Origin of the sequence: Microbacterium terricola (genome assembly GCF_027943945.1) — a bacterium.
Taxonomy (GTDB): Bacteria; Actinomycetota; Actinomycetes; order Actinomycetales; family Microbacteriaceae; genus Microbacterium; species Microbacterium terricola.
The window spans coordinates 922344-947630 of sequence record NZ_AP027141.1; the positions used below are offsets into that span (position 1 = coordinate 922344).

The 25287-nt window shown below is 70.7% G+C and carries 25 protein-coding genes; 18 read left to right on the forward strand and 7 right to left on the reverse strand.

The annotated features are described in order from the left end of the window. Positions 1-65 precede the first annotated feature (65 nt). The gene (locus Microterr_RS04235) at positions 66-1301 is read right to left on the reverse strand and encodes a low temperature requirement protein A (protein WP_263795949.1); all 1236 of its coding nucleotides are present in this window, start codon (positions 1299-1301) and stop codon (positions 66-68) included. Positions 1302-1370: 69 nt separating this feature from the next. On the opposite strand from Microterr_RS04235, the gene ispG reads away from it, so the two are divergent. From ispG to Microterr_RS04260, 5 genes are all read left to right on the forward strand, one after another. Then, on the forward strand, positions 1371-2522 hold the full coding sequence (gene ispG, locus Microterr_RS04240) for a flavodoxin-dependent (E)-4-hydroxy-3-methylbut-2-enyl-diphosphate synthase (RefSeq protein ID WP_263795948.1): 1152 nt from the start codon (positions 1371-1373) through the stop codon (positions 2520-2522). A 21-nt stretch (positions 2523-2543) separates the two neighbouring features. Further along, the gene (locus Microterr_RS04245; RefSeq protein ID WP_263795947.1) at positions 2544-3722 is read left to right on the forward strand and encodes a benzoate/H(+) symporter BenE family transporter; all 1179 of its coding nucleotides are present in this window, start codon (positions 2544-2546) and stop codon (positions 3720-3722) included. Between the two features lie 64 nt (positions 3723-3786). Then, positions 3787-4323 carry an RNA polymerase sigma factor gene (locus Microterr_RS04250; protein ID WP_263795946.1) on the forward strand — a complete coding sequence of 179 codons (537 nt, stop codon included), beginning with the start codon at positions 3787-3789 and terminating at the stop codon, positions 4321-4323. Next, the gene (locus Microterr_RS04255) at positions 4320-5516 is read left to right on the forward strand and encodes a hypothetical protein (protein ID WP_263795945.1); all 1197 of its coding nucleotides are present in this window, start codon (positions 4320-4322) and stop codon (positions 5514-5516) included. Before Microterr_RS04250 ends, Microterr_RS04255 begins: the two co-directional genes overlap by 4 nt. Positions 5517-5574: 58 nt before the next feature. Next, a complete protein-coding gene (locus Microterr_RS04260) occupies positions 5575-7332 on the forward strand; it encodes a proline--tRNA ligase (protein WP_263795944.1) in 1758 nt (585 codons plus the stop codon). Positions 7333-7374: 42 nt separating this feature from the next. On the opposite strand, the gene Microterr_RS04265 is transcribed toward Microterr_RS04260, so the two are convergent. Further along, entirely contained in the window at positions 7375-7875 is a 501-nt protein-coding gene (locus Microterr_RS04265; RefSeq protein ID WP_263795943.1) for a pyridoxamine 5'-phosphate oxidase family protein, read from the reverse strand. A gap of 107 nt (positions 7876-7982) precedes the next feature. Between Microterr_RS04265 and Microterr_RS04270 the strand changes: the two genes are divergently transcribed. Beyond that, positions 7983-9023: an LOG family protein gene (locus tag Microterr_RS04270; RefSeq protein ID WP_263795942.1), complete on the forward strand. Its 1041-nt coding sequence runs from the start codon at positions 7983-7985 to the stop codon at positions 9021-9023. Positions 9024-9036: 13 nt separating this feature from the next. Here Microterr_RS04270 and Microterr_RS04275 read toward each other — a convergent pair whose 3' ends face one another. Continuing rightward, entirely contained in the window at positions 9037-9855 is an 819-nt protein-coding gene (locus Microterr_RS04275; protein ID WP_263795941.1) for a DUF1206 domain-containing protein, read from the reverse strand. 28 nt (positions 9856-9883) lie between these two features. Next, positions 9884-10495 (reverse strand): acetate uptake transporter family protein, encoded by a 612-nt coding sequence (locus Microterr_RS04280; RefSeq protein ID WP_263795940.1) that lies wholly within the window; start codon positions 10493-10495, stop codon positions 9884-9886. Positions 10496-10642: 147 nt separating this feature from the next. Here Microterr_RS04280 and nusA point away from each other — a divergent pair, with 147 nt between their 5' ends. The 4 genes from nusA to rbfA all read left to right on the forward strand — a co-directional run bounded on the left by nusA (position 10643) and on the right by rbfA (position 15302). Next, positions 10643-11632: a transcription termination factor NusA gene (gene nusA / locus Microterr_RS04285; RefSeq protein ID WP_263795939.1), complete on the forward strand. Its 990-nt coding sequence runs from the start codon at positions 10643-10645 to the stop codon at positions 11630-11632. A 33-nt stretch (positions 11633-11665) separates the two neighbouring features. After that, a complete protein-coding gene (locus tag Microterr_RS04290) occupies positions 11666-11917 on the forward strand; it encodes a YlxR family protein (RefSeq protein WP_263795938.1) in 252 nt (83 codons plus the stop codon). Positions 11918-12009: 92 nt separating this feature from the next. After that, positions 12010-14754 (forward strand): translation initiation factor IF-2, encoded by a 2745-nt coding sequence (gene infB / locus Microterr_RS04295; RefSeq protein ID WP_263795937.1) that lies wholly within the window; start codon positions 12010-12012, stop codon positions 14752-14754. 59 nt (positions 14755-14813) lie between these two features. Continuing rightward, positions 14814-15302 carry a 30S ribosome-binding factor RbfA gene (rbfA, locus tag Microterr_RS04300; protein ID WP_263795936.1) on the forward strand — a complete coding sequence of 163 codons (489 nt, stop codon included), beginning with the start codon at positions 14814-14816 and terminating at the stop codon, positions 15300-15302. Between the two features lie 200 nt (positions 15303-15502). On the opposite strand, the gene Microterr_RS04305 is transcribed toward rbfA, so the two are convergent. Next, positions 15503-16369 (reverse strand): HhH-GPD family protein, encoded by an 867-nt coding sequence (locus Microterr_RS04305; RefSeq protein ID WP_263795935.1) that lies wholly within the window; start codon positions 16367-16369, stop codon positions 15503-15505. A gap of 39 nt (positions 16370-16408) precedes the next feature. On the opposite strand from Microterr_RS04305, the gene Microterr_RS04310 reads away from it, so the two are divergent. From Microterr_RS04310 to Microterr_RS04320, 3 genes are read left to right on the forward strand one after another with little or no spacing between them, the layout of a single operon-like run. Next, positions 16409-17095 carry a nucleoside/nucleotide kinase family protein gene (locus Microterr_RS04310; RefSeq protein WP_263795934.1) on the forward strand — a complete coding sequence of 229 codons (687 nt, stop codon included), beginning with the start codon at positions 16409-16411 and terminating at the stop codon, positions 17093-17095. Next, positions 17095-17997 carry a tRNA pseudouridine(55) synthase TruB gene (gene truB / locus Microterr_RS04315; protein WP_263795933.1) on the forward strand — a complete coding sequence of 301 codons (903 nt, stop codon included), beginning with the start codon at positions 17095-17097 and terminating at the stop codon, positions 17995-17997. Before Microterr_RS04310 ends, truB begins: the two co-directional genes overlap by 1 nt. Further along, the gene (locus tag Microterr_RS04320; RefSeq protein WP_263795932.1) at positions 17994-18362 is read left to right on the forward strand and encodes a hypothetical protein; all 369 of its coding nucleotides are present in this window, start codon (positions 17994-17996) and stop codon (positions 18360-18362) included. Before truB ends, Microterr_RS04320 begins: the two co-directional genes overlap by 4 nt. Before the next feature lie 32 nt (positions 18363-18394). Here the strand turns inward: Microterr_RS04320 and Microterr_RS04325 are convergent, their stop codons facing one another. Next, positions 18395-19642, reverse strand: coding sequence for a peptidoglycan DD-metalloendopeptidase family protein (locus tag Microterr_RS04325; RefSeq protein WP_263795931.1), 1248 nt, complete (start codon positions 19640-19642; stop codon positions 18395-18397). 96 nt (positions 19643-19738) lie between these two features. On the opposite strand from Microterr_RS04325, the gene Microterr_RS04330 reads away from it, so the two are divergent. From Microterr_RS04330 to Microterr_RS04350, 5 genes are read left to right on the forward strand one after another with little or no spacing between them, the layout of a single operon-like run. After that, on the forward strand, positions 19739-20152 hold the full coding sequence (locus tag Microterr_RS04330) for a hypothetical protein (protein ID WP_263795930.1): 414 nt from the start codon (positions 19739-19741) through the stop codon (positions 20150-20152). Beyond that, complete coding sequence (locus Microterr_RS04335; RefSeq protein ID WP_263798832.1) at positions 20149-21105, forward strand: bifunctional riboflavin kinase/FAD synthetase; 957 nt, start codon at positions 20149-20151, stop codon at positions 21103-21105. Before Microterr_RS04330 ends, Microterr_RS04335 begins: the two co-directional genes overlap by 4 nt. Positions 21106-21150: 45 nt before the next feature. Continuing rightward, a complete protein-coding gene (gene deoC / locus Microterr_RS04340) occupies positions 21151-22158 on the forward strand; it encodes a deoxyribose-phosphate aldolase (RefSeq protein WP_263795929.1) in 1008 nt (335 codons plus the stop codon). 8 nt (positions 22159-22166) lie between these two features. Further along, complete coding sequence (locus tag Microterr_RS04345) at positions 22167-23627, forward strand: aldehyde dehydrogenase family protein (protein ID WP_263795928.1); 1461 nt, start codon at positions 22167-22169, stop codon at positions 23625-23627. Next, positions 23624-24487: an aldehyde dehydrogenase family protein gene (locus Microterr_RS04350; protein ID WP_263795927.1), complete on the forward strand. Its 864-nt coding sequence runs from the start codon at positions 23624-23626 to the stop codon at positions 24485-24487. Before Microterr_RS04345 ends, Microterr_RS04350 begins: the two co-directional genes overlap by 4 nt. A gap of 54 nt (positions 24488-24541) precedes the next feature. Here the strand turns inward: Microterr_RS04350 and Microterr_RS04355 are convergent, their stop codons facing one another. Next, positions 24542-25255: an NRDE family protein gene (locus Microterr_RS04355; RefSeq protein ID WP_263795926.1), complete on the reverse strand. Its 714-nt coding sequence runs from the start codon at positions 25253-25255 to the stop codon at positions 24542-24544. Between the last annotated feature and the right edge of the window lie 32 nt (positions 25256-25287).

The window sequence follows — 25287 nt, forward strand, 5'->3', positions numbered from 1 at the left end:
ACCAGGTGGGGTTCGCGAACATGGGCCGAAACTACCACAGCGACGGATCGTGCGGACGCGGTGCGTCACCGGGCGTCCGCCTCGAGCGCGCCCTCCTGGTGCCGGTAGCCGACCGTCTCGTAGCCGACGACCGTGACCACCGGAGAGGCGGCGACGATCAGCAGGGCCGTCCCGATCGACGCGCCCGCGGAGACGGCGAGGACGGCGGCGGCCAGGACGACCACCCCGCCGAGGAAGAGCCAGATGTGGAAGGGGTCGAAGCGGCGCAGCAGGAGCGTGTAGAGAGTGAACAGCATGATCTCGTAGACGAGCACGGGCACCGCGACGCAGATGAGGGCGAACGCCGCGTCGACGTGCGCCTCGTGCGAGATGACCTGCGCCGCGACGTGCAGGCCGGCGCCGACGCCGACCAACGAGCCGAACAGGATGATGTGCCCGTACCCCCACAGCCATGCCCGTGCAGGGTGGCGTGCCAGCAGAGTGCCCGACGGCATCGTGAAGTACACCCACCACAGCGCGAACACCAGGCTGGTTCCGCCGAGGGCGAGCAGGGCGGCCTCGACGCTCCACTCGTGCTCCGCCTCGACGACGGCGGAGATCGCGAGGATCGTCCCGAGGATGATCTCGCCGAGGGTGATGATGACGAGCAGCCCGTAGCGCTCGCCGATGTGGTGCGGATGCCAGGGGGTGCGGCCGAAGCGCAGCTCGGCGAACACGGGGCCGGCGAGTTCGAAGAGGATGAGGACGGTCGTGATGGCGAAGGTCGTCCCGATCGGCAGGTTGAGGAAGATCAGGACGACCCAGAACACCTGGGCGATCGCGATGTTGCCCGCGTAGGCCAGGCACGTCTTCCGCCTCGCCGCGTCGTGCGCCGCCGCGCGCAGCCAGAGCGCGATGGCGGCGACGCGCATGATCACGTAGCCGGCGACCACGACCGTGTTGTCGAGGTGGCCGCCCTCCGCGATGGAGTGGAAGACCGGCGGAACACCCAGGGCGAGCACCAGCACGCCGACCATCTCGACCAGCGTCGCCACCCGGAAGAAGATGTCGTCGTTGTCGTACGCCGACGCGAGCCACGAGTAGTTGATCCAGGCCCACGTCACCGCGAAAACGGTGAATGCGAACGCGCTCAGCGCGGTGCTGAGGTCGCCGATCTCGAGGTAGTGGGCCGCCTGGCCGGAGATCTGGCTGAACGCCACGACGAACGTCAGGTCGAACAGCAGCTCGAGCGGGGTCGAGGCGCGGTGACGCTCCTGCGGGTCGCGCCCCGTCATCCTGCCGACATGGTGGCTCATGCTCATGGCGGAACGCTACCGGGCGGATCAGCCCATCCAGGCTCCGCCGAGTCGGCGCGGCGTAGGCTGGGGGACGTGCCAGCTGTCAATCTCGGGATGCCCCGCGTCCCGGACGTCCTCGCCCCCCGTCGCAAGAGCCGTCAGATCAAGGTCGGCAAAGTGCTCGTGGGCGGCGACGCCCCGGTCAGCGTGCAGTCCATGACGACGACCCCGACGACCAACATCAACGCGACGCTCCAGCAGATCGCCGAGCTGACCGCATCCGGCTGTGAGATCGTCCGCGTCGCCGTGCCGAGTCAGGACGATGCCGATGTGCTGCACATCATCGCGTCGAAGAGTCAGATCCCGGTGATCGCCGACATCCACTTCCAGCCGAAGTACGTGTTCCAGGCGATCGACGCCGGCTGCGCCGCCGTCCGGGTGAACCCCGGCAACATCCGCAAGTTCGACGACCAGGTCGGCGCGATCGCGCAGGCGGCGAAGGCCGCGGGCGTCTCACTGCGCATCGGCGTGAACGCGGGCTCGCTCGACCCGCGTCTGCTGCAGAAGTACGGCAAGGCGACCCCGGAGGCGCTCGCCGAGAGCGCGCGCTGGGAGGCGTCCCTGTTCGAGGAGCACGACTTCCACGACTTCAAGATCTCGGTCAAGCACAACGACCCGATCGTGATGGTGAAGGCGTACCGTCTCCTCGCCGAGATGGGCGACTGGCCGCTGCACCTCGGCGTCACCGAGGCGGGCCCCGCCTTCCAGGGCACGATCAAGTCGGCCACCGCGTTCGGCATCCTGCTCGCCGAGGGCATCGGCGACACCATCCGCGTCTCGCTGTCCGCCCCGCCGGCCGAAGAGGTCAAGGTCGGCCACCAGATCCTGCAGTCGCTGAACCTTCGCGAGCGCAAGCTCGAGATCGTCTCCTGCCCGTCCTGCGGGCGGGCCCAGGTCGACGTGTACACGCTCGCCGACAACGTGACCGAGGGGCTCAAGGACATGACCGTGCCCCTGCGCGTCGCCGTGATGGGCTGCGTCGTCAACGGACCGGGTGAGGCGCGCGAGGCCGACCTGGGCGTGGCGAGCGGCAACGGCAAGGGGCAGATCTTCGTCAAGGGCGAGGTCATCAAGACGGTCCCGGAGGCCGACATCGTCGCCACCCTCATCGAAGAGGCGAACCGCCTCGCCGCCGAGATGGGCCCCGACGCACCGCTCGGCACCGCGCAGGTCGTCACCGCGTAGCGATCCGTTAGCGTGAGGCGGGTGAACCCGGCTCCCTCCGACACGCTCGCGCGCCCGATCCTCGCGGGGGTGGTGACCGCCCTCGTCGGCTTCACCAGCTCGTTCGCCGTCGTGCTCACCGGGCTCGCGGCGGTGGGGGCGAGCCCGGCGCAGGCCGCCAGCGGGCTGCTGGCCCTCTGCGTCGTCATGGGACTGGCGTCGCTGATCCTGGCGCGCCGCTATCGCATGCCGATCACCGTTGCGTGGTCGACGCCGGGCGCGGCGCTGCTCGCCGCCACGGGCGCGGTCGAGGGAGGCTGGCCGGCCGCCGTGGGTGCGTTCCTCGTAGTCGCCGCGCTGATCCTTCTCACCGCGGTGTGGCCTCAGCTCGGTCGCCTCATCGCCCGCATCCCTCCCTCGATCGCCCAGGCGATGCTCGCCGGGGTGCTGCTTCCGCTCTGCCTCGCGCCGGTGACCGGGCTGGTCGCCAACCCGTGGGGTGTCGCACCGGTCGTGCTGACCTGGCTCGTCTGCGCGCGGCTGGCGCCCCGGTGGGCGGTTCCGCTGGCCTTCGTCGCCGCCGCGATCGTCGTGATCGTGAACCTGGTCGCCGAGGGCGTGGCCGTCGATCCCGCGCTGCTTCTCCCGCATCTGGAGCTGACCGCGCCGACCCTCACCATCGGGGCGCTCGTCAGCCTTGCGCTGCCGCTGTTCATCGTCACGATGGCCTCGCAGAACGTGCCGGGGGTCGCGATCATGCGCAGCTTCGGCTACGAGGTGCCGTGGCGGCCAGCGATGCTGGTCACCGGTCTCGGCACGGCGATCAGCGCGCCGTTCGGCGGGCATGCCGTGAACCTCGCCGCGATCAGCGCCGCGCTCGCCGCCGCACCCGAGGCCGACCCTGATCCGCGACGCCGGTGGGTGGCGGGCGCGTCGACCGGGGTGTCCGCCGTGCTGCTGGGCGCCGCCTCCACGATCTTCGTCGCGCTCGTGGTGCTCGCCCCGGAGGCCGTGATCCCCGCGGTCGCGGGTCTGGCGCTGTTCGCGGCGTTCGGCTCGGCCGTCCAGCAGGCCATCGACGACCCGGGGGAGCGTCTCCCGGCCGTGGTGACGTTCCTGGTCGCCGCGTCGGGCGTCGCGATCCTCGGCGTCAGCGCTGCGTTCTGGGCGCTCGTCGCCGGTCTGCTCGTGCGCACCGTGCTGCACGCCGGGCGCAGATGACGCGACGCGCGGAAGATCTGCCGCCTGCCGGGAACCGATCGGCAACTCGTGGACACTACGGGGTGTGAGTGAACCCGACGCCCAGCTGTGGACGCGAGTGCGCGCGGGCGAGGAAGCCGCGTTGGGGGCGCTCTTCGACCTGCACGAAGCGCGCCTGTTCCGCCACACGCGACGGCTGCTGAGCTCACGCGAGGATGCGAAGGATGCCGTTGCCATCGCGTTCTTCGAACTGTGGCGCAAACGTGAGACCGTCCGGCTGGTGGACGGCTCGCCGCTCCCGTGGCTGCTCAACACGGCAGCGCACTGCGCGAGGAACCTGGAGCGTTCGGGTCGGCGCTATCGGGCGCTGCTTGCGCAGGCACCGGCACAACCCGCTGCTCCGCCGCCGACCGCGGCCGATGAGAGCGGGATCCTCTCGGCGCTGCGGCGTCTGCCTGCCCATGAGCAGAGCGTGATCGTGCTCGCCGTGCTCGAGGGATACCCCGAGCGGGTGGTCGCCGAGACGCTGGGGATCCCGGTCGGCACGGTCAAGTCGCGCCTGGCGCGAGGGAAAGCGCGACTGCGCGGCGAGATGACGGCCCTGGAGGCATCATGGGCATGAACGAACAGCCACTGTCCCCGGCCGAGCACGAACAGGTCCGGGGGGTGATCCTCGCCGGAGCCCGACGCATCAAGCCGCACGGCGCACACCGGAAGGCCTTCCTCGCCGGAGCGGTCGCGTTCGTGCTGATCAGCGGAATCTCGGGCGGCGCCGTCGCCACCGCCGCGTACTTCGGCACGAGTCCCGCCCCCGTGTCGTCACCCACGCCCACGCCCAGCCCCACCCCCGAGACAACTTCGACGCCGACCCCGTCACCGACTCCCACCATTACTCTGTCGCCCACAACGACGCCCGCGGTCGCCTTCGACGGGATCTGCGAGAACGCGCTGAGCGCTGCAGAAGTGACGGAAGCGGTCGGCATGCCCATGGAGCTGCGTCCCTTCCGCTGGGAGAGCGGCGAGACCACGCTCCTCGGGGGCATCGATTGCCTGTGGCTGTCGACCGATGTGTACATGGCAGCGGCGGTCAACCTCTACGTGTACCCGGAGCAGGTTGTGGCGGCATCCGTGCGCGAGGCGCTGACGACGGGGTGCGTTGGCGGGCCCGACAGCACCGAGTGCACCGCGACTGCGGTGACGTCGGCCGGTGCCTGGTACGCACTCCGTGCCACGCGGGCCGGCGCGATGGCATTCGAGCCGGTGGAGTCGCTGGAACAGGCGCTCATCGCTCGCCTCTCGAACTTCGCGCCCCCGGCTCCCGAGGCCCGTACGCCGGCATGGTGGGCGCTGCCCGATTGCGCCGAGGTGGTCGGCGCGGTCGAACCATCCGCGGTCGGTCACGATCGTCGTGAGCCGGTCGAAAGCGATTCGTCGGACTCGACGCACCCCGTGGCGATTCCGTCGCTCGCCGGTGCGGGGTCGAGCTGCACCCTGGAGTTCAGCAGCGGTGAGGGTGACTCCAAGGAGTGGTTCCGGACATGGATCCAGTTCGTGCCGGGCGCCGGTGCGTCATACGGTGACATCGCGTCTGCGGACGGCGCATCGGCTATCGACATCCCCGGAGCGCGCGGGGCGGTCCTCGTACCAGGCAACGACCGGTACGAAGGCTCGCCGAGCGTCGTGGCGGTCACAGACGGAACGAACCTTCTGCTCATCGATACGAGCGTTGCCGTCGTCAACGGCGAGGTGACGGGCGATATCGAGGCGGTCAGCGGAGTCGCGGCATCGCTCCTTGATCTGCTCGAACGCGGATGACCAATCCGCCACTGCGGGCGGGTGGCCGCAGCATCCCCTCCACCTAGACTTGACCCTCGTGGTCACACGTCTGTCGAACTTCTTCCTCCGCACGCTCCGCGAAGACCCCGCCGATGCCGAGGTCACCAGCCATCGGCTGCTGGTGCGCGCCGGCTACATCCGCCGGCAGGCGCCCGGCATCTTCGCCTGGCTGCCGCTCGGTCTGCGGGTCAGGGCCAAGGTCGAGGGCATCATCCGCGACGAGATGGCCCGCGCCGGCGCGTTCGAGGTGCACTTCCCCGCGCTGCTGCCGCGTGAGCCCTACGAGATCACGGGGCGCTGGGAGGAGTACGGCGACGGCATCTTCCGCCTGAAGGACCGCAAGGACGCCGACTACCTGCTCGCACCGACGCACGAGGAGGTCTTCACCCTACTGGTGAAGGACCTGTACTCGTCGTACAAGGATCTTCCGCTGACGATCTTCCAGATCCAGGACAAGTACCGCGACGAGGCGCGTCCGCGCGCCGGACTGCTGCGCGGCCGCGAGTTCACCATGAAGGACGCGTACTCGTTCGACTACACGGACACGGGGCTCGACGCGAGCTACCAGGCGCAGCGCGACGCGTACGAGCGGATCTTCGCGCGGCTCGGGCTCGAGTTCGTCATCGTGCAGGCCGACGCCGGCGCGATGGGCGGCTCGCGCAGCGAGGAGTTCCTGCACCCCACCGCGATCGGCGAGGACACCTTCGTGCGGTCGGCGGGCGGCTACGCCGCCAACGTGGAGGCCTTCACCACCCTCGTGCCCGACGCGATCGCCTTCGACGGACTGCCCGAGCCGGTCATCTTCGACTCGCCGGACACCCCCACGATCGCGACGCTCGTGGATCACTCCAACGCCGTGCTCGAGGGCGACTACACCGCTGCCGACACCCTGAAGAACGTCGTGCTCGCCCTCACCCACCTCGACGGCTCGCGCGAGCTCGTCGTCGTGGGCATCCCGGGTGACAGGGAGGTCGACGACAAGCGCATGGAGGTCGCCTTCGCCCCCGCTGAGGTCGAGGCCGCTACCGAGGCCGACTTCGCGAAGCACCCGCTGCTGGTCAAGGGCTACATCGGCCCCTGGTCGCCGACCGGCCCGCTCCTCGGCGAGGAGTCGGCCACCGGCATCCGCTTCTTCCTCGACCCTCGCGTCGTCGACGGCACCCGCTGGATCACCGGCGCCAACATCGACGAGAAGCACGTCCACTCGCTCGTCGCCGGCCGCGACTTCACGGCCGACGGCTTCGTCGAGGTCGCGAACGTCCGCGAGGGCGACCCCGCGCCGGACGGCTCCGGCCCGGTCTCGCTGGCGCGCGGCATGGAGATCGGCCACGTCTTCCAGCTCGGCCGCAAGTACGCCGACGCGCTCGGACTCAAGGTGCTCGACGAGAACGGCAAGCTCGTGACCGTCACGATGGGCTCGTACGGCATCGGGGTGACCCGCATCCTCGCGAACATCGCCGAGCTCAACAACGACGACAAGGGGCTCATCTGGCCCGCCGCGGTCGCTCCGTTCGACGTGCACGTCGTCGCGACGGGGCGGGATGCTGCCGCCTTCGAGCTCGCCGAGCGGCTCTCCGCGGATCTCGAGGCCGCCGGACTCGACGTCCTCTACGACGACCGCCCCAAGGTCTCGCCCGGCGTGAAGTTCGGCGACGCCGAGCTCGTCGGCATCCCGCAGATCGTCATCGTCGGCCGCGGTGCCGCCGACGGCGAGGTCGAGCTGTGGGACCGCCGCAGCGGCGACCGCGACGTGCTGCCGCTCGCCGAGGCGGTCGCCCGCCTCTCGGCGCGCTGACGCCGGCGCGGAGGTCCGTGCCGTAATCGGCCGGCGGCCGTCTCAGCAGACGATGCGGCCGTGGTTCATGATGTCGTCGTCGGGAGTGTCCTTCGTGACGAGCGACTTCAGCATGCCCGCCGCCATGGCGATCTTCCCCTTCGACGGCTCCCAGAACTCCGTCTCCACGGGCGTCACCTTGAGCAGGGCGATCCCGGGAGTCTCGAGGCCGTCCTCGAACCAGATGTCGAGGGACGGAGTGTAGAGCTCCTTCATCTTCGCGTCGTCGTGCACCACGCTCGCCTGCCCGGCGACGGAGACGTACCGCATCCCCTTCGCGTCGCAGTACGACAGGTTGACGTCCCGGTCGGCCTTCGCGTCGTCGACCTTCCTCGTGTCCTCGGCGGTGAAGAACCAGATGTCGCCAGCCTCGTCCATCTGGCGGGTGCTCATCGGGCGGCTCACCAGCTTGCCCCCCTCGTGGGTGGTGAGCATGGTGAAGTCGATGTCCTCGACCAGTTCCTTCACGCGGGCCAGTGCGTCCGCTCCAGTGATTTCGGTCATGACTCCAGCGTCGCCGCGCCGACGGAGCCAGGGGAGGGGCTTGACAAGCGGTCGCGCGTTCGCCGCCGGTTCACCCGCGGGTCGACGCCGCGTGGAAGGCTGTCGGCATGAGTGAGAACCCGCATGCCATCTCGCCCGAGGTGACCCAGGCGATCCGCACCGTCATCGCGCAGGCGGGGATCGACGCCAACACCGACCTGATCGCCCGGATCCTCGACACCGGGGTCGGACTCGGTCTCGACGAGGCCGACCGCCTCGACCTCAAGATCACCTCGGCGGCGCTCACCGAGATGCGCGCCGCCTTCCAGCTGTTCGCCCCTTACGAGGGGGTGCCCAAGGTGACGATCTTCGGCTCCGCGCGCACGCGCCCGACCGACGCGCGGTACCGGCAGGCCTCAGAGGTGGCCGCGGCGCTGGCCGCGCAGGGCTGGATAGTCGTCACCGGTGCAGGCCCCGGCATCATGCAGGCCGCCGCAGAGGGCGCCGGCGCCGACTACTCGCTCGGCGTGTCGATCAGGCTGCCTTTCGAGGAGAAGCCGAACGCCGTGATCGGGGAGAGCGCCCGCAACGTCGCCATGAAGTACTTCTTCACCCGCAAGCTCATGCTCGTGAAGGAATCCAGGGGCTTCGTCTGCGTGCCTGGCGGCTTCGGCACCCTGGACGAGCTGTTCGAGCTGCTCACCCTGCAGCAGACGGGCAAGGCGGAGCCCACTCCGATCGTTCTGCTCGACGAGCCAGGGGGGACTTTCTGGCACGGGCTGCGGCGATTCGCCGACGAGCACCTGATCGCCTCGGGCGTCATCTCGCCGGACGACCTCGATCGGGTGCTGATCACCGACTCGGTCGATGCGGCCGCTGCCGAGATCCTGGGCTTCTGGCGCAACTACGACTCGCTCCGGTGGGTCGGCAAGCGACTCGTCCTGCGGCTGCGCCATGCTCCGACGGACGCCGAGGTGGACGCGCTGAACGAGACGTTCGCGGGGATGCTGAAGCTCGGGCGCATCGAGCACCGCGGGCCGCTGCGGGCCGAGCAGGAGGACGCCGATCGGCTCGAGCTGCCCCGCCTCGTGCTCACCCCCGACCAGTTCCGGGTCGGCGAGCTGCACGCCCTGATCCGGGCGATCAGCGGACTGGAGAGCGCGGGCTGATCCGCGCCGTCGCTCAGAGGCGGGCGAACCCGGCCCGGAAGAAGCAGAACACGCCGTAGGCGATGATGCCGGCGCCGACCACACCGGCGAGCCAGGCACCGTACGGCAGGTCGAAGAGCGCCTGGATGGCGCCGTCCAGTCCGGCGGCAGCATCCGGGTCGACCGTCACCGCGGACACCAGCAGCAGGACGCCCACCACCACGAGCGCGATCCCCTTCGCGATGAAGCCGACGATGCCGAGGATCTTCACGCCGTCGCCCAGCGGACTCGACGGGATGGACATCTTGTTCTCGAAGCTGCGGCGCACGCCCATCACCACGAAGACGACCCCGCCGATGCCGACGCCGAGCCCCACGGCCCCCAGCAGGAAGGGGCCACCCGGAATCGCCAGCACGCCGCGGCTCGCTCCCTGGGCGGCCTCATCGGCATCCGGCCTCGCGCCCAGGGCGACGGCGGCCGCGATCACCCCCAGGGCGGCGAAGACGAGCGCCTGACCCCATTCCGAGACCCGCACGCCCCACTTCCTCGCGAGTCCCTTCGCGTCGCCGCCCCGCGCAGGCGCCAGCACGCCTTCCACCGCATGCCAGAGCGCGAGCGCCCACAGGGCGATCGCCAGGACCCACAGCACCGCGAAGCCCAGCGGCGCGGCCGCGACCGCCTTGAACGCCCCGGCCTGGTCGCTCTCGCTCCGCCCGCCGAACGCCACGACGAGGACGAGCACGCCGATCAGCACGTGCACGAGGCCGTTGGCGGCGTAGCCGGCGCGGGCGAGCACGTGGAGGGTGCGACTGGACTCAGCCTCGCGGGCGGCATCCTTGACGCTGTCGGTCACGCATTCAGGCTACGTGGTGCGCGGGGCCTCAGGACTCGGGGTCGGAGCTGCCGGCGATCCAGGGGCGCCCCAGGGGCACGACCCGGTGTCCCATCGTCCGCCAGTAGAACTTCTCCACCAGCATGTAGGCGGCCAGGGCCGATGCGATCAGCAGGAAGACGGAGCCGGCGACAGCGAGGATCGGGCTCGCGGTGAAGGCGCCGATCGCCTGCAGGCCGAGGCCGGCCGACACGCAGAGCAGCGTCACCGGCAGGACCGTGTTGTGCACCGCGCCCGCCACGGAGAAGGCCAGGGCGAGGATCGCGAAGGTGAGGGCGAACAGGCCGCGCTCCGCGCCGACCACCTCGAAGACGCCGAACTCCTGCCCCAGCATGAACCCGGGCACGACGATCCAGTACCAGCCGAAGGCGTTGTAGACGACGAAGTGGAAGTTGTCTCCGGCGAAATACGACAGCATCCCTGCGGTCACCTGCACGACGCCGCCGAACACGGCGCCGATCCAGAACACCGGGCTCTCGTCCTGCAGGCCCAGATGGGCGAGCTGGGCGGTCACCGTCGCGATCACGAACCCGAGAAGTCCGATCAGCCCGGGGTCGGCGGGTGCGCGGGTCCTCGCGGAGGGGACGATCGGATCGGTCATGGCGTCTCCATCCGTACGGGGCCGGTACCGCCAAGTATGCCCACTGCGGAGCCGATCTCCCAGGGCCTTCCGATCCGCGATCCGGTAACGTGGGGTGGATGCCGTGGGGGTGACCCCGCGGCGAGAGAGCTGAATAGGGAGGCCACTGTGGACATCGATCTGGGACTGCTGCGCACTGTCGAGCGGGAGAAGGAGATCCCGTTCGAGGAGCTCGTGCGCATCATCGAGCAGGCCATTCTGACCGCCTACGCCAAGCACACGTCGCCGACCGGCGAGCTTCCCGCGGGCGCCCGCTCCGAGCTGGACCGGAAGACGGGTCACGTCGCGGTCTTCATCCCCCTCCTCGACGAAGAGGGCGCCGTCATCGGCGAAGAGGAGAGCACGCCGGAGGACTTCGGCCGCATCGCCGCGTTCGCCGCCAAGCAGGTCATCAGCCAGCGTCTGCGCGACATCGCCGACGACGCGGTGCTGGGGGAGTTCCGCGGCAAGGAGGGCGACATCGTCGCCGGCGTCGTGCAGCAGGGGCCGAACCCCCGCATGGTGCACGTCGACCTCGGCTCGGTCGAGGCCATCCTCCCGCCCGAGGAGCAGGTCGCCGGCGAGGACTACGCCCACGGCGCCCGTCTGCGCGTGTACGTCACGAGCGTCGCGAAGGGCACCAAGGGCCCGCAGATCACGGTGTCCCGCACGCATCCCGGCCTGGTGCGCAAGCTGTTCGCGCTCGAGGTGCCCGAGATCGCGTCCGGACTGGTCGAGATCGTCTCGCTCGCCCGCGAGGCCGGCCACCGCACCAAGATCGCGGTGAAGGCGACCGACCCGACGATCAACGCGAAGGGCGCCTGCATCGGCGAACTGGGCCGCCGTGTCCGCGCGGTCACCGAGGAGCTCGGTGGCGAGAAGATCGACATCGTCGACTACAACGCCGAGCTCGCGGCCTTCGTCGCCAACGCGCTCTCGCCCGCCAAGGTCACCTCGAGCTTCGTGCTCGACGCCTCGACGAAGGCGGTGCGCGCGCTGGTTCCCGATTACCAGCTCTCGCTCGCGATCGGCAAGGAGGGGCAGAACGCCCGTCTGGCCGCCAAGCTCACCGGCGCCAAGATCGACATCCAGCCCGATTCGATCTTGGAAGAGGGCTGAGCGCCCGAACGCGGCCCGCGGCGGAGGTGTAGGATGGAGCCCGTACGAACGTGCGTCGGTTGTCGCACGCGTGCTCCCCGAGCCACACTGCTTCGCGTCGTGGCGATCGATTCCGCTCTCGTTCCCGATGAGCGCGCGTCGATGCCGGGGAGAGGCGCGTGGGTGCACCACACGCATGAGTGCGTCGATACGGCGATCAGCCGCCGCGCCTTCGTACGAGCATTGCGCGTGCCAGGCCCGCTTGACACGCAGACCCTTCAAGACCACCTACAGCGAAACGGCTGAACGGCTATGGACTCAAAGTGAACGGCTCGAAATGAGACCCGTCCGCCGATAACGGTCTGCCCTGTCCTGGGTAGGCCCCAGACAGGAGAATTGTGGCAAAACCACGCGTGCACGAGATCGCTTCCGAGCTCGGCGTCGACAGCAAGGTCGCCCTCGCGAAGCTGAAGGAGCTCGGCGAGTTCGTCAAGAGCCCCTCATCGACCATCGAGCCCCCGGTGGCTCGCAAGCTCCGCGCCGCCCTCGAGGCGGACGGCGCTGCCAAGCCGGCCGACGCCAAGCCCGCCGCGGCTGCGCGCCCGGCGGCCCGGCCCGGCCCGGCTCGCCCGGCGGCCCCCGCTCCGGCGCCCGCGCCGGCGGCTGAGCCCGTCGCGACCCCCGCCGCCGCCGCGCCCGCTGCTCCGGCTCCGGCCGCACCTGCGGCCCCGGCTCCGGCTGCTGCGGCTCCCGCGGCTCCGGCCGCTCCCGCCGCTGACGCCGCGACCGACGCGCCCCGCCCCGGTGGTGCCGCGCGTCCCGGCAACAACCCCTTCGCCTCCTCGCAGGGCATGGGCCAGCGCCCCGCAGGCCCGCGTCCGGGCAACAACCCGTTCGCGTCGGCTCAGGGCATGGGCCAGCGCCCGAGCCCGACCCCCGGCAACATCCCGCGTCCGCAGGCTCCGCGCCCCGGCGCGCCCCGCCCCGGTGCCCCGCGCCCCGGTGGTGCAGGTCGCCCCGGCGGCGGCGGTCGTCCCGGCGCACCGTTCCAGCAGCGTCCCGGCGGCCCCGGCCGTCCCGGCGGTGCCGGTGGCGGCTTCCAGCGCCCGGGTGCACCGGGTGCCGGTGCTCCGGCAGGCGGCTTCGCCGGCCGACCCGGCGGTGGTGGCGGCCGTGGTCGCGGCCCCGGCGGCGGTACGGCGGGTGCCTTCGGCAAGGGCGGCGGCAAGTCCAAGCAGCGCAAGTCGCGTCGGGCGAAGCGGCAGGAATTCGAGATGCGGTCGGCGCCGGTCGTCGGCGGCGTCAACGTCTCGCGCGGCAACGGCGAGATCATCCGCATGCGCCGTGGTGCATCGATCGCCGACTTCGCCGACAAGATCGAGGCCATCACCGGCTACACGGTGCAGCCCGGCACGCTCGTGACGATCCTCTTCAACCTCGGCGAGATGGCCACGGCCACCGAGTCGCTGGACGAGGCGACGTTCGAGGTGCTCGGCGCCGAGCTCGGCTACAAGATCCAGATGGTCTCGCCCGAGGACGAGGACAAGGAGCTCCTGGAGGGCTTCGGTCTCGACCTCGAGGCCGAGCTGGAGGCCGAGAGCGAAGACGACCTCGAGATCCGTCCGCCGGTCGTGACCGTCATGGGTCACGTCGACCACGGTAAGACCCGACTGCTCGACGCCATCCGCCAGACCAACGTGGTCGCGGGCGAGGCCGGCGGCATCACGCAGCACATCGGCGCCTACCAGGTGTGGACCGAGCACGACGGCATCGAGCGCGCGATCACCTTCATCGACACCCCGGGTCACGAGGCGTTCACCGCCATGCGCGCCCGTGGTGCGCAGGTCACCGACCTTGCGATTCTTGTCGTGGCCGCCGACGACGGCATCATGCCGCAGACGGTGGAGGCCCTGAACCACGCGCAGGCGGCCGGCGTGCCGATCGTCGTCGCCGTGAACAAGGTCGACAAGCCCGACGCGAACCCGGCGAAGGTCCGCCAGCAGCTGACCGAGTACGGTCTCGTGGCCGAGGAGTACGGCGGCGACGTCATGTTCGTCGACGTGTCTGCGCGCGAGGGCACCAACATCCAGGCTCTCCTGGATGCCGTCCTGCTGACCGCCGACGCGGGTCTGGACCTCACGGCCAACCCGAACAAGGCTGCCCGCGGTGTCGCGATCGAGGCCAAGCTCGACAAGGGCCGCGGCTCGGTGGCGACCGTGCTCATCCAGTCCGGAACGCTGCGCGTCGGCGACGCGATCGTCGCGGGCACCGCCTACGGCCGCGTCCGTGCGATGGTCGACGAGAACGGCGACGCGGTCGACGAGGCCTACCCCTCGCGCCCCGTGCAGGTGCAGGGTCTGAACTCGGTGCCGCGTGCCGGCGACACGTTCATCGTGACCGAGGAAGACCGCCTGGCCCGTCAGATCGCCGAGAAGCGCGAGGCAGCCGAGCGCAACGCCCAGCTGGCCAAGGCCCGCAAGCGCATCTCGCTCGAGGACTTCACCCGTGCACTCGAAGAGGGCAAGGTCGAGTCGCTCAACCTCATCATCAAGGGTGACGTCTCGGGTGCCGTCGAGGCGCTCGAGGAGTCGCTGCTCAAGATCGAGGTCGACGAGTCGGTGCAGCTGCGCATCATCCACCGCGGCGTCGGTGCGATCACGGAGTCCGACATCAACCTCGCGACGATCGACAACGCGATCGTCATCGGGTTCAACGTCCGCCCCGACACGAAGGCGCGCGAGCGCGCCGCCCGCGAGGGCGTGGACGTGCGGTTCTACTCCGTCATCTACAACGCGATCGACGACGTCGAGCAGTCGCTCAAGGGCCTGCTCAAGCCGGAGTTCGAAGAGAAGCAGTCGGGTGTGGCGGAGATCCGCGAGGTGTTCCGCTCGTCCAAGTTCGGCAACATCGCCGGTGTCATCGTCCGCTCGGGCACGATCACGCGCAACGCCAAGGCGCGCGTCATCCGCGACGGCGTCGTGATCGCCGATGGCCTCGCCATCGAGTCGCTGCGTCGCTTCAAGGACGACGTCACCGAGGTCCGCACGGACTTCGAGGCCGGTATCGGACTGGGCAAGTACAACGACATCCAGATCGGCGACGAGATCGAGACCACCGAGATGGTCGAGAAGCCGCGAGGCTGATCACACACGCGGGGGATGCCTTCTGGGCATCCCCCGCGTCAGTTCCACGAGGGAGAGAAATGGCCGGCGAACGTCAAGCAAGGGTTGCGGACCGCATCCGCGTCGTACTCGCAGAGCGTCTCGAGAAGGGGCTGCGCGACCCGCGCCTCGGCTTCGTGACGATCACCGATGTGAAGGTGACGGGCGACCTGCAGCACGCCTCCGTGTTCTACACGGTGATGGGCGACGATGCGCTGCGTGCCGACACGGCCGCCGCGCTGAAGTCCGCCACCGGCCTGCTGCGCACCGAGGTCGGCAAGAACCTCAACACCCGGCTCACCCCGTCGCTGGAGTTCTTCCTCGACGCGATCCCGGAGAACGCCGGCCACATCGCCGATCTGCTGCGCGAAGCGCGCGAGCGGGATGCCGCGGTCGCCGGACTCGCCTCGACGGCGACGTACGCCGGCGACGCCGACCCGTACGTCAAGCCCCGCGAGATCGTGGAAGCCGAAGCGGCTGAAGAGGTCGACGAGGCCGACGAGGCCGACGAGGAGCTCGACCGGGCGTAGCCGCTCCGCCGAAAACACCTGTTCTGGCCGACACAGGCCAGAATGGTGCCCCCACGTCCTGCCTCCGCCAGAACACCTGTTCTGGCGCGGTGGTGGGGCCGTTCTGGCGCGGGGGTGACCTGTTCTGGCGCGGTGGGCTGACCTGTTCTGGCGCGGTGGTGGGGCTGTTCTGGCGCGGCGGAATGAGCGGATGCTGCGCCTCAGCGCGGCAGGTGCACGACTCCGTCGGCGGCTTCGACGAGCCCGTCGGCGACCAGCGAGTCGAGCGCGCGGTCGCGCTGGCGGGAGTCCGGCCAGCCGGCCAGGATGCCGTCCACCGGCAGTCCGTGGGATGCCGCATCCCTGAGCTCCCGAAGGATCGCACCGCGCGCCTGCCGATCGCTGCCCTCGTACTTCGCCTGCTTGCGGCGGGTGTCGCCGGTGTCGGGATAGCCCGCGGCGCGCCAGGCGCACCGGTCGGCGATCGGGCAGACCGCACAGCGCGGAGTCCGAGCCGTGCAGACGACCGCGCCCAGCTCCATCGCCGCGGCGTTCACGATCGCGGCGTCCGACCGCCCCGGGGGCAGCACCTCCGACATGCGGTCGAGATCGCGCCGCGACGGCGGACCCGGCTGCGCCTGCCCGTCGATGGCGCGAGCCAGCACGCGGCGCGTGTTCGTGTCGACCACCGGATGTCGCTGCCCGTAGGCGAACACCGCGACGGCCCGGGCGGTGTAGTCGCCGATGCCGGTGAGCGCGAGCAGCGCGTCGACGTCGGCAGGCACGACTCCGGCGTGCCGGTCGCGGATCTCCACCGCTGCCCGGTGCAGCCACAGCGCGCGCCGCGGGTAGCCCAGGTTCGCCCACTGCCGCACCGCCTCGGCGGGCGGGTCGGCAGCCAGTTCGGCCGGTGTCGGCCAGCGGGCGAGCCACGCCTCCAGGTGCGGGATCACCCGGGCCACGGGGGTCTGCTGCAGCATGAACTCGCTGACCAGCACATCCCATGCGCCGAACCCCGGCTCCCGCCACGGCAGGTCCCGCGCGTTCTCGCCGTACCAGGCGATGAGCGGGGGAGCGAGGGCGGGCACCGGATCAGCCTACGGCGCGGGGCGTCCTACGCTGGAGGCATGCGCCTGCCGATCACACCCGTCACGACGCTCTGCCGTGAACTGCGCGAGGAGGTGCGCCAGCACCATCGGGGCGGGCGCGTCATCCTCGCGGTCGACGGCATCGACGGCGCGGGCAAGACGACCTTCGCCGACACGCTCGGCGCGGTGTTCGCCGAGTCCGGCGACGCCGTCTTCCGGGCGTCCATCGACGACTTCCACCGGCCGCGTGCCGAGCGCTACGCGCGGGGCCGCACGTCGCCGGAGGGCTTCTACCGGGACTCGTACGACTACGCCACGTTCCGGCGCGTGCTCATCGACCCGTTCCGCGACGGCGCGCAGACGTCGGCGACCACGGGCTTCCAGCTGCAGGCGTTCGACCTGCACCGGGACGCCCCCGTCGAGGCGGCATGGGTGACCGCGCCCCGCGACGCCGTGCTCATCGTCGACGGGCTGTTCCTCCATCGGCCTGAGCTGCGCGGCATCTGGCACTGGTCGCTCTGGCTCGACGCGCCGGTCGACGTCGCGACAGCGCGCGTCGCGCAGCGCGACGGCACCGATCCCGATCCCGCCGCCCCCTCGAACGCGCGCTACCGCGAGGGCAACGAGCTCTACCTCAGGGACGCGGACCCGCGCGCCGCAGCATCCGCCATCGTCGACAACACCGATCCCGCCCACCCGCGCCGCACGTTCCGGGACTATTGCTGATGGCCGCCGGCATCCTGCTCGTCGACAAGCCCGGCGGCATCACCAGCCACGATGTGGTCGCCCGCGCCCGCCGCGCCCTCGGCACGCGCAAGATCGGCCACGCCGGCACGCTCGACCCGATGGCGACGGGCCTCCTCGTCCTCGGGGTCGACGGCGCCACGCGACTGCTCACCTTCATCGTCGGGCTCGACAAGACCTATGAGACGACCATCCGGCTCGGCGTCGCGACCGACAGCGACGATGCGGACGGCGAGATCACCCGGACGACGGATGCTGCGCACCTCACGGAGGCGCAGATCGCCGAGGCGATCGCCCCGCTCACCGGCAGGATCGCCCAGGTCCCCAGCCGCGTCTCCGCCATCAAGGTCGGCGGCCGGCGGGCCTACGACCTCGCCCGCGCGGGGGAGGAGGTCGAGCTCGCCGCCCGCGAGGTGACGGTGTCGCGGTTCGATGTGCTCGCCGTGCGTCCAGGCAGCGGCGCAGCGCCTGCCGGAGGGTTCGTCGACCTCGACGTGGTCGTGGACTGCTCCAGCGGCACCTACATCCGTGCGCTCGCCCGTGATCTCGGTGATGCGCTGGAGGTCGGGGGGCACCTCACCGCGCTGCGGCGCACCCGTATCGGGCCGTTCTCCGTCGCCGGCGCCGCGAGTGTCGACGCCCTGGCAGACGCTTCTGCGCTCTCGCCTGCCGCGGTGGCCGCCGCAGTGCTCGGGCGGATCGATGTCACCGCCGATGAGGCGAGAGACCTGCGCCACGGCAAGCGCCTCGCCGGCGCCGCCTCCCGGCTGCCGGCGGAGCGCTGCGCCGCGATCGATCCGGACGGCAGGCTCGTCGGCATCGTGGAGAAGCGCGGCGCCGATGTGAAGAGCGCGATGAACATGCCCGAGGAGGCAGCCGGATGATCCTGTGGTTCACGCTCGTGCAGGTCGGCGTGGCGGTCGTCGGAGGACTGCTGTGCATGATCCTGGGGCTCGCCGGTCGCCGCCCGAGCGACCTGTCGGTCGGTGTGCTCGCGCTGGTCGAGGTGCTGCTCGTCGTCCAGATCGTGATGGCGATCATCGCCCCGTTCGCCGGCAATGCGCCGACCGGGAGCAGCCTCGAATTCTGGGTCTATCTCGTCTCGGCGGCCCTGCTGCCGCCGGCCGCCGTGTTCTGGGCGCTCCTCGAGCGCAGCCGGTGGAGCACAGTGATCATGGGGGTCGCCGCGCTCGCGGTCGCCGTCATGGTGTGGCGGATGCACGCGATCTGGACGGTGCAGATCGCCTGAGCGGGCTCAGCGCTTCTCGAGGTGCGAGGCGGCTAGCGCTTCTTGAGGTAGGAAGAGTGCACCCAGCCGGTCTTCCCGCCGTACGCGACCTTGCGCCAGACGCCGCTCTTCGCCTTGATCGCGCCGACGCTCTTGCCCTTCGGGATCACCTTCACGATCTTCGCCTTCGTTGACGGGCTCGCGCGCAGGTTGAGGGCCGCCGTGGTCGCGTAGGTCGCGGGCTTCGGCTTCGGCTTGGGGGTCACCGCGGGCTTCGGTGCCGGCTTGGTGGGGGTGACGAGCCAGTCGGCGACCCACCCGGCGGTCGTGCCGACGGTCACGGGCAGGAAGTGCGACGTCACCCTGCCCGGGATGTGCGTGACCGCGGTGCCTGCGGGCATCACGGTGACGACCGCGTCATTGGTCGATGGGCCGGAGCGCAGGTTGACGACCCCGGTCGTGTAGTACGTGCAGGTGGCGGGAGTGGCCTTGGCCGTCACGGCCGTCGCATTGGCATACAGGTCGATGCCGCGCGGGCCGAGGAAGCTGGGCGGGTTGAGGACCGTGGGCCCGCCGCTCTTCCAGATCTCCAGGTGCAGGTGGGCTCCCGTCGAGCCGCCGCTGCTGCCGACCGAGCTGATCCGCTGGCCCGCCTTGACGACCTGGCCGACCTTGACATGGGTCGTCGCCGACCAGATGTGGTAGTACATCGACGTGTAGGTCGCCCCGGCGATCGTGTGGCGGACCGCGATGTAGCCCGCCCGTGAGGTGGTGCCGCTGACCGTCGCGGTCACCACGCCGGCGGCGATGGCGTAGATGGGCGAGCCGGACGGCGTGCCGAGGTCGATGCCGTAGTGATAGGTCGAGGCGCCGGGGAGGGGCAGGCAGCGGGCGCCGAAGTACGACGTCACCGCGTAGCTCTTCGTCTTCAGCGGCATGCGGAAGGTGGTCGCCGGGGGAACCGTCGGTGTGGGCGTCGGCGTCGGTGTCGGTGTGGGCTTGGGAGTCGCTGTCGCGGTCGGCGTCGCCGTGGGCTTCGGGGTCGCGGTCGGGCTGGCGGTCGGCTTGGGGGTCGCGGTCGGGCTCGCCGTGGGCTTCGGGGTCGCGGTCGGGCTCGCCGTGGGCTTGGGGGTCGCGGTCGGCTTCGGGGTCGCGGTCGGCGTCGCCGTGGCGCGGGGCGTCGCGGTCGCGCTCGCGGTGGCGTTCGGCGTCGCCGCCATGGCGGGCGCGATGCCGCCCAGCGTCAGCGAGAGGACCGCCAGGGAGGCGATCAGGAGCGTGCGCGGGGCGATCTGGTTCACGGTGCTGCCTCGGGGGGACGGGGACGGCGGGTTCTCGCATCGTACTCGCCGGTGGGCGCCGGGCGGGGGTTCGGCGCGAACTAAGCTGGACAGGTCATGTCTGAGTCGCTTCGCACCCGCCGGATGACCGGCGTCGGCCGTGTCCTCGTCATCGTCTACGCGATCATGGCGCTCGCCGCCACCGGTCGCTCGTTCGTCCAGATCGTCGAGAAGTTCGACGAGGCGCCGCTGGCGTACACGCTGTCCGCCCTTTCGGCCCTCGTGTACATCGTCGCCACGCTCGCGCTGGTGTTCGCAGGCTCCCGTACCTGGTACCGGATCGCGTGGGTCGCGATCGTGTTCGAGCTCGTCGGCGTGCTCGTGATCGGCACGCTGTCCTTCGTGCTGCCCGACCTGTTCGCGCATCCGACCGTGTGGTCGTGGTTCGGCATGGGGTACCTCTTCATCCCGCTCGTGCTGCCGTTCTTCGGCCTGTGGTGGCTGCGCACGCACCCGCCGGTGGAGCCGTGATCGTCTTCCACGAGCCCGCCGAGGTTCCGGCCGGCTTCGGGCCGTCGGTGGTCGCCATCGGCAAGTTCGACGGCGTGCACGCCGGCCACAGGGCGATCCTCGAGCGCGCAAGGGTGGATGCTGCGACCGGCGCGAAGGTCGTCGCCGTCACGTTCGACCGGAACCCGCTCGCCCTGCTGCGGCCGGAGCTCTGTCCGGAGAGCCTCATCGGCGCGACCCAGAAGATCCAGCTGCTCGCCGAGACCGGGATCGACGCGACGCTCATGCTGCGCTTCGACGAGCAGCTCGCCGACCTGTCGCCGCACGCGTTCGTCGAGCACGTCCTCGTCGGCGCCCTGGGTGTGCGCACGGTGCTGGTGGGCGACGACTTCCGGTTCGGCAAGGGCGGCGCCGGCACACCGGAGACCCTCCGCGAGCTGGGGGCGGAGTTCGGGTTCAGCGTCGAGGTGATCGCCGACGTGCAGTCGCGCGACGCCGGCCGCCGGGTCTCCTCCACCTGGATCCGTGAGCTCCTCACCGACGGCGACGTGGCGGGCGCGGGCAAGCTGCTCGGACGCCCCGCATCCGTCTGGGGAGAGGTCGTGCACGGGCTCAAGCGCGGACGCGAGCTGGGGTTCCCCACTGCCAACCTGTCACCCGACCTCGAGGGCTTCGTGCCCGCAGACGGCGTCTACGCCGGCTGGCTCATCGACGAGGGATCCGCGGATCGCCTGCGCTCCGGCATCCGGTATCCGGCGGCCATCAGCGTGGGCACGAACCCGACGTTCGACGACGTGCCGGTGCGGCAGGTCGAAGCGCACGTGCTCGACGAGACCGAGATCGACCTCTACGGCCACCGCGTCGAGGTGCAGTTCGTGGCGCGGGTGCGGGGGATGGTCGCGTTCGAGGGCATCGACCCGCTCATCGCCCAGATGCAGACCGATGTGGAGCATGTGCGTGCGGCCCTCGGCTGACCGGTGTCATAGACCGGCGGCTCCGGGGCGGAATACGATCGAAGGATGACTTCCTCCTCAGTGACGACCCTGCAGGGCCGCGCGCTCGAGCTGCTCGGCGGCGATCCCGACGACGCGACTCTGCGCCGGTACCTGCACGGACTGCCCGGCGTCGACGCCGTCGGCCTCGAGCAGCGTGCGGCCGACCTCGGCACCCGCTCGATCAAGACCACCTCGAAGGCGTGGGCGCTCGACAAGATCATCGAGCTGATCGACCTGACCACCCTGGAGGGCTCCGACACGCCCGGCAAGGTGCGCTCGCTCGTCGCGAAGGCCCTTCGGCCGGATGCCGCCGACCCGAGCTGCCCGCGGGTGGCTGCGGTCTGCGTCTACGGCGACATGGTCCCGTTCGCCGTCGAGGCGCTCGGGGCGGCCCACGGCGACCCCGATGACGGGCTGATCAGCGTGGCGGCCGTCGCCACGGCGTTCCCGAGCGGACGCTCCTCGCTGCAGATCAAGCTCGCCGACACGGCGGAGGCGGTCGCCCACGGCGCCGACGAGATCGACATGGTGATCGATCGCGGCGCCTTCCTGTCCGGCCGCTACGGGCTGGTCTTCGACCAGATCGCCCAGGTCAAGCAGGCCTGCCGGCGCGAGGACGGCACCTACGCCTCGCTCAAGGTGATCCTGGAGACCGGCGAGCTCACCACCTACGACAACATCAAGCGCGCCTCGTGGCTCGCCATCCTCGCCGGCGGCGACTTCATCAAGACCTCGACGGGCAAGGTGCAGCCGGCCGCCACGCTGCCGACCACCCTGCTCATGCTCGAGGTCGTGCGCGACTGGCACCGGGCGACGGGGGAGAAGATCGGCGTCAAGCCGGCTGGCGGCATCCGCACGTCCAAGGACGCCATCAAGTACCTGGTCACCGTGGCCGAGACGGTCGGCGAGGAGTGGCTGCAGCCGCACCTGTTCCGCTACGGCGCCTCCAGCCTGCTCAACGATGTGCTGCTGCAGCGCCAGAAGCTCGGCACCGGTCACTACACCGGCGCCGACTACGTGACGATCGACTAGGACCGAACATGAGTTTCCTCGAGTACGCCCCCGCGCCCGAGTCCCGCGCGGTGCTGAACCTGCGCGACGAGTACGGGCTGTTCATCGACGGCGAGTTCCGTGCGGGCACAGGGACCGCCTTCGCGACGATCTCACCCGCTGACGAGTCGCACATCGCCACGGTCGCCTCGGCGAGCGAGGACGACGTCGACGCGGCCGTGACGGCAGCGCGGCGCGCCTACGACCGCACCTGGTCGAGGATGAGCGGCCGGGACCGCGGCAAGTACCTGTTCCGCATCGCGCGTCTCGTCCAGGAGCGGGCGCGTGAGCTCGCGGTGGCCGAGAGCCTCGACAACGGCAAGCCCATCAAGGAGAGCCGGGATGTCGACATCCCGCTCGTCGCCGCCTGGTTCTTCTACTACGCGGGGTGGGCCGACAAGCTCGACTACGCCGGGCTCGGCGCGAATCCTCGGGCGCTCGGCGTCGCCGGCCAGGTCATCCCGTGGAACTTCCCGCTGCTGATGCTGGCGTGGAAGATCGCGCCCGCGCTCGCCGCGGGCAACACCGTCGTGCTGAAGCCGGCGGAGACCACGCCGCTGTCGGCGCTCATCTTCGCGGAGATCCTCCAGCAGGCGGACCTGCCCCCCGGTGTGGTCAACATCATCACCGGTGCCGGCGCGACCGGCGCGGCGCTCGTGCGCCACCCCGGCGTCGACAAGGTCGCGTTCACCGGTTCGACGGCGGTCGGCCGCGAGATCGCCAAGTCGGTCGCCGGCACCGACAAGAAGGTGACCCTCGAGCTCGGCGGCAAGGCCGCCAACATCATCTTCGAGGACGCCCCCATCGACCAGGCGGTCGACGGGATCGTGACGGGGATCTTCTTCAACCAGGGCCAGGTGTGCTGCGCAGGCAGCCGGCTGATCGTGCAGGAGTCGATCCACGACGAGGTCATCGAGCGGCTCAAGCGCCGCCTGTCCACCCTGCGTCTCGGCGACCCGCTCGACAAGAACACCGACATCGGCGCGATCAACTCGCTCGAGCAGCTGAACCGCGTGCGCGAGCTCAGCCGCATCGGCGAGGAGGAGGGCGCCGAGCGGTGGACGGCCGACTGCGTCATCCCGGACAAGGGGTTCTGGTTCGCGCCGACCATCTTCACGAACGTGCAGTCCAGCCACCGGATCGCCCGCGACGAGATCTTCGGACCCGTCCTCTCGGTGCTCACCTTCCGCACGCCCGGCGAGGCCATCGAGAAGGCGAACAACACGCCGTACGGGCTGTCGGCGGGCGTCTGGACCGAGAAGGGCTCCCGGATCCTCGCCGTCGCGGACAAGCTCCGCGCGGGTGTCGTCTGGGCCAACACGTTCAACCGGTTCGATCCCTCCTCGCCGTTCGGCGGCTACAAGGAGTCCGGCTACGGCCGCGAGGGCGGCAGGCACGGGCTGCTGGCCTACCTGAAGAGCGGATCGACGAGCGCAGGAGCGGGGAAATGAGCAAGAGACTGACCGTGCCGAAGACGTACAAGCTGTTCATCGGCGGGAAGTTCCCTCGCAGCGAGTCCGGCCGCACGTACGAGGTCGCGACGCGCAAGGGCGTCTTCCTCGCGAACGCGGCGCTCGCGTCGCGGAAGGACGCGCGGGATGCGGTCATCGCGGCGCGCGCGGGCGGCAAGGCGTGGGCCGGTGCCACCGCGTACAACCGGGGACAGGTGCTCTACCGGGTCGCCGAGATCCTGGAGGGGCGTCGCGCCCAGTTCGCCGACGAGATCGTGCAGCAGACGGGGCTGAGCGCCGCCGCCGCGACCGCCGAGGTCGACGAGGCCATCGACCGCTGGGTCTGGTACGCGGGCTGGTGCGACAAGTTCGGCCAGGTGACCGGCAACGGCAACCCCGTCGCCGGACCGTACTTCAACATCTCGGTGCCCGAGCCCACAGGCGTCGTCGGCGTCATCGCACCGCAGGACACGGCGCTCGTCGGCCTCGTCTCGGCGATCGCCCCCGCGCTCGTCGCGGGCAACAGCGTCGTCGTGGTCGCATCGGAGGCCTACCCGCTGTCGGCGATCAGCCTCGCGGAGGTGCTCGCGACATCCGACGTGCCCGGCGGTGTCGTCAATGTGCTCACCGGCTCGCCGGCCGAGCTCGCGCCGTGGATCGCCTCGCACCCGGACGTGCACGGCCTCGACCTGGTGGGCGCGGGCGCGCTCGACTGGGTCGCCCTGCAGGTCGCCGCGGCCGAGACCCTCACCCGCGTCCTGCCGCCGGAGAGCGGCGCGGATGCGGCGGCTCCGAGTCTGGAGCGGATCACCGCGTTCACCGAGACGAAGACCGTCTGGCACCCGAAGAGCCTCGTCTGACGGAGCGTGCGCGCGGAGCGGGTGCCGCAGCATCCGCTCCGCGTGCACGCATCCTCAGGTGAGCTCGAGCGAGTTCCACTCGCCCGGTTCGCCGAGCTCGCCGTAGCGCACGTCGATGCCGGTCGCGCTCACCTCGGCGACGCAGACGAGCAGCGAGAGCGTCGGGTAGCCGTGCGGCCGGTTGTCGCGGATGATCGCCCGGTCGTCGCGGCTGGGCAGCTCGGCAGAGCGTCCCAGGACGTCGATCCACGGCTGCCACCACGACGCGCCCTCTCGCGGTGCCGCATCCCGGAAGTCGCCGAGCCAGCGTGCGATGCGCGGGGTGCGCGGATCGTCGACGTCCTCGTGCGCGAGCATGTGCGTGCCGGGGGAGAGCTCGGTGGTCTGCAGCGTCGCGCCGTCCCACGACATCACACGCGCGCCCGACGGTGTCACCTCCACCAGATTGAAGCCGTGCGTCGCCGGCGCCTCCTGAGGGGCGCGTCCGGCCACCGCATCGAGCACGATCCCGCCGCGTGAGATCAGCTCCGATTCCGGGCGCGCCGAGACGTCGGCGCGGTTGAGCAGCACCGCGAGCCTGCGTGTGTGGGGGTCGGCGGCGAGCCAGGCGCCACCGGCTCGCGCGTCGCGCACGCCGACGACGCCCGACTGGTCGGGCCACCACCGGCCGAGCGGGTTCCACGGGCGGGCAGGGTCCTCGTCGCGCACCGCGAGCAGCTGCACCGACGACCCGGCGGCCTCGGGAACACGGATGATGACGGTGCACATGGACGGGGTACTCCTGACGGGATGCGGCGGGT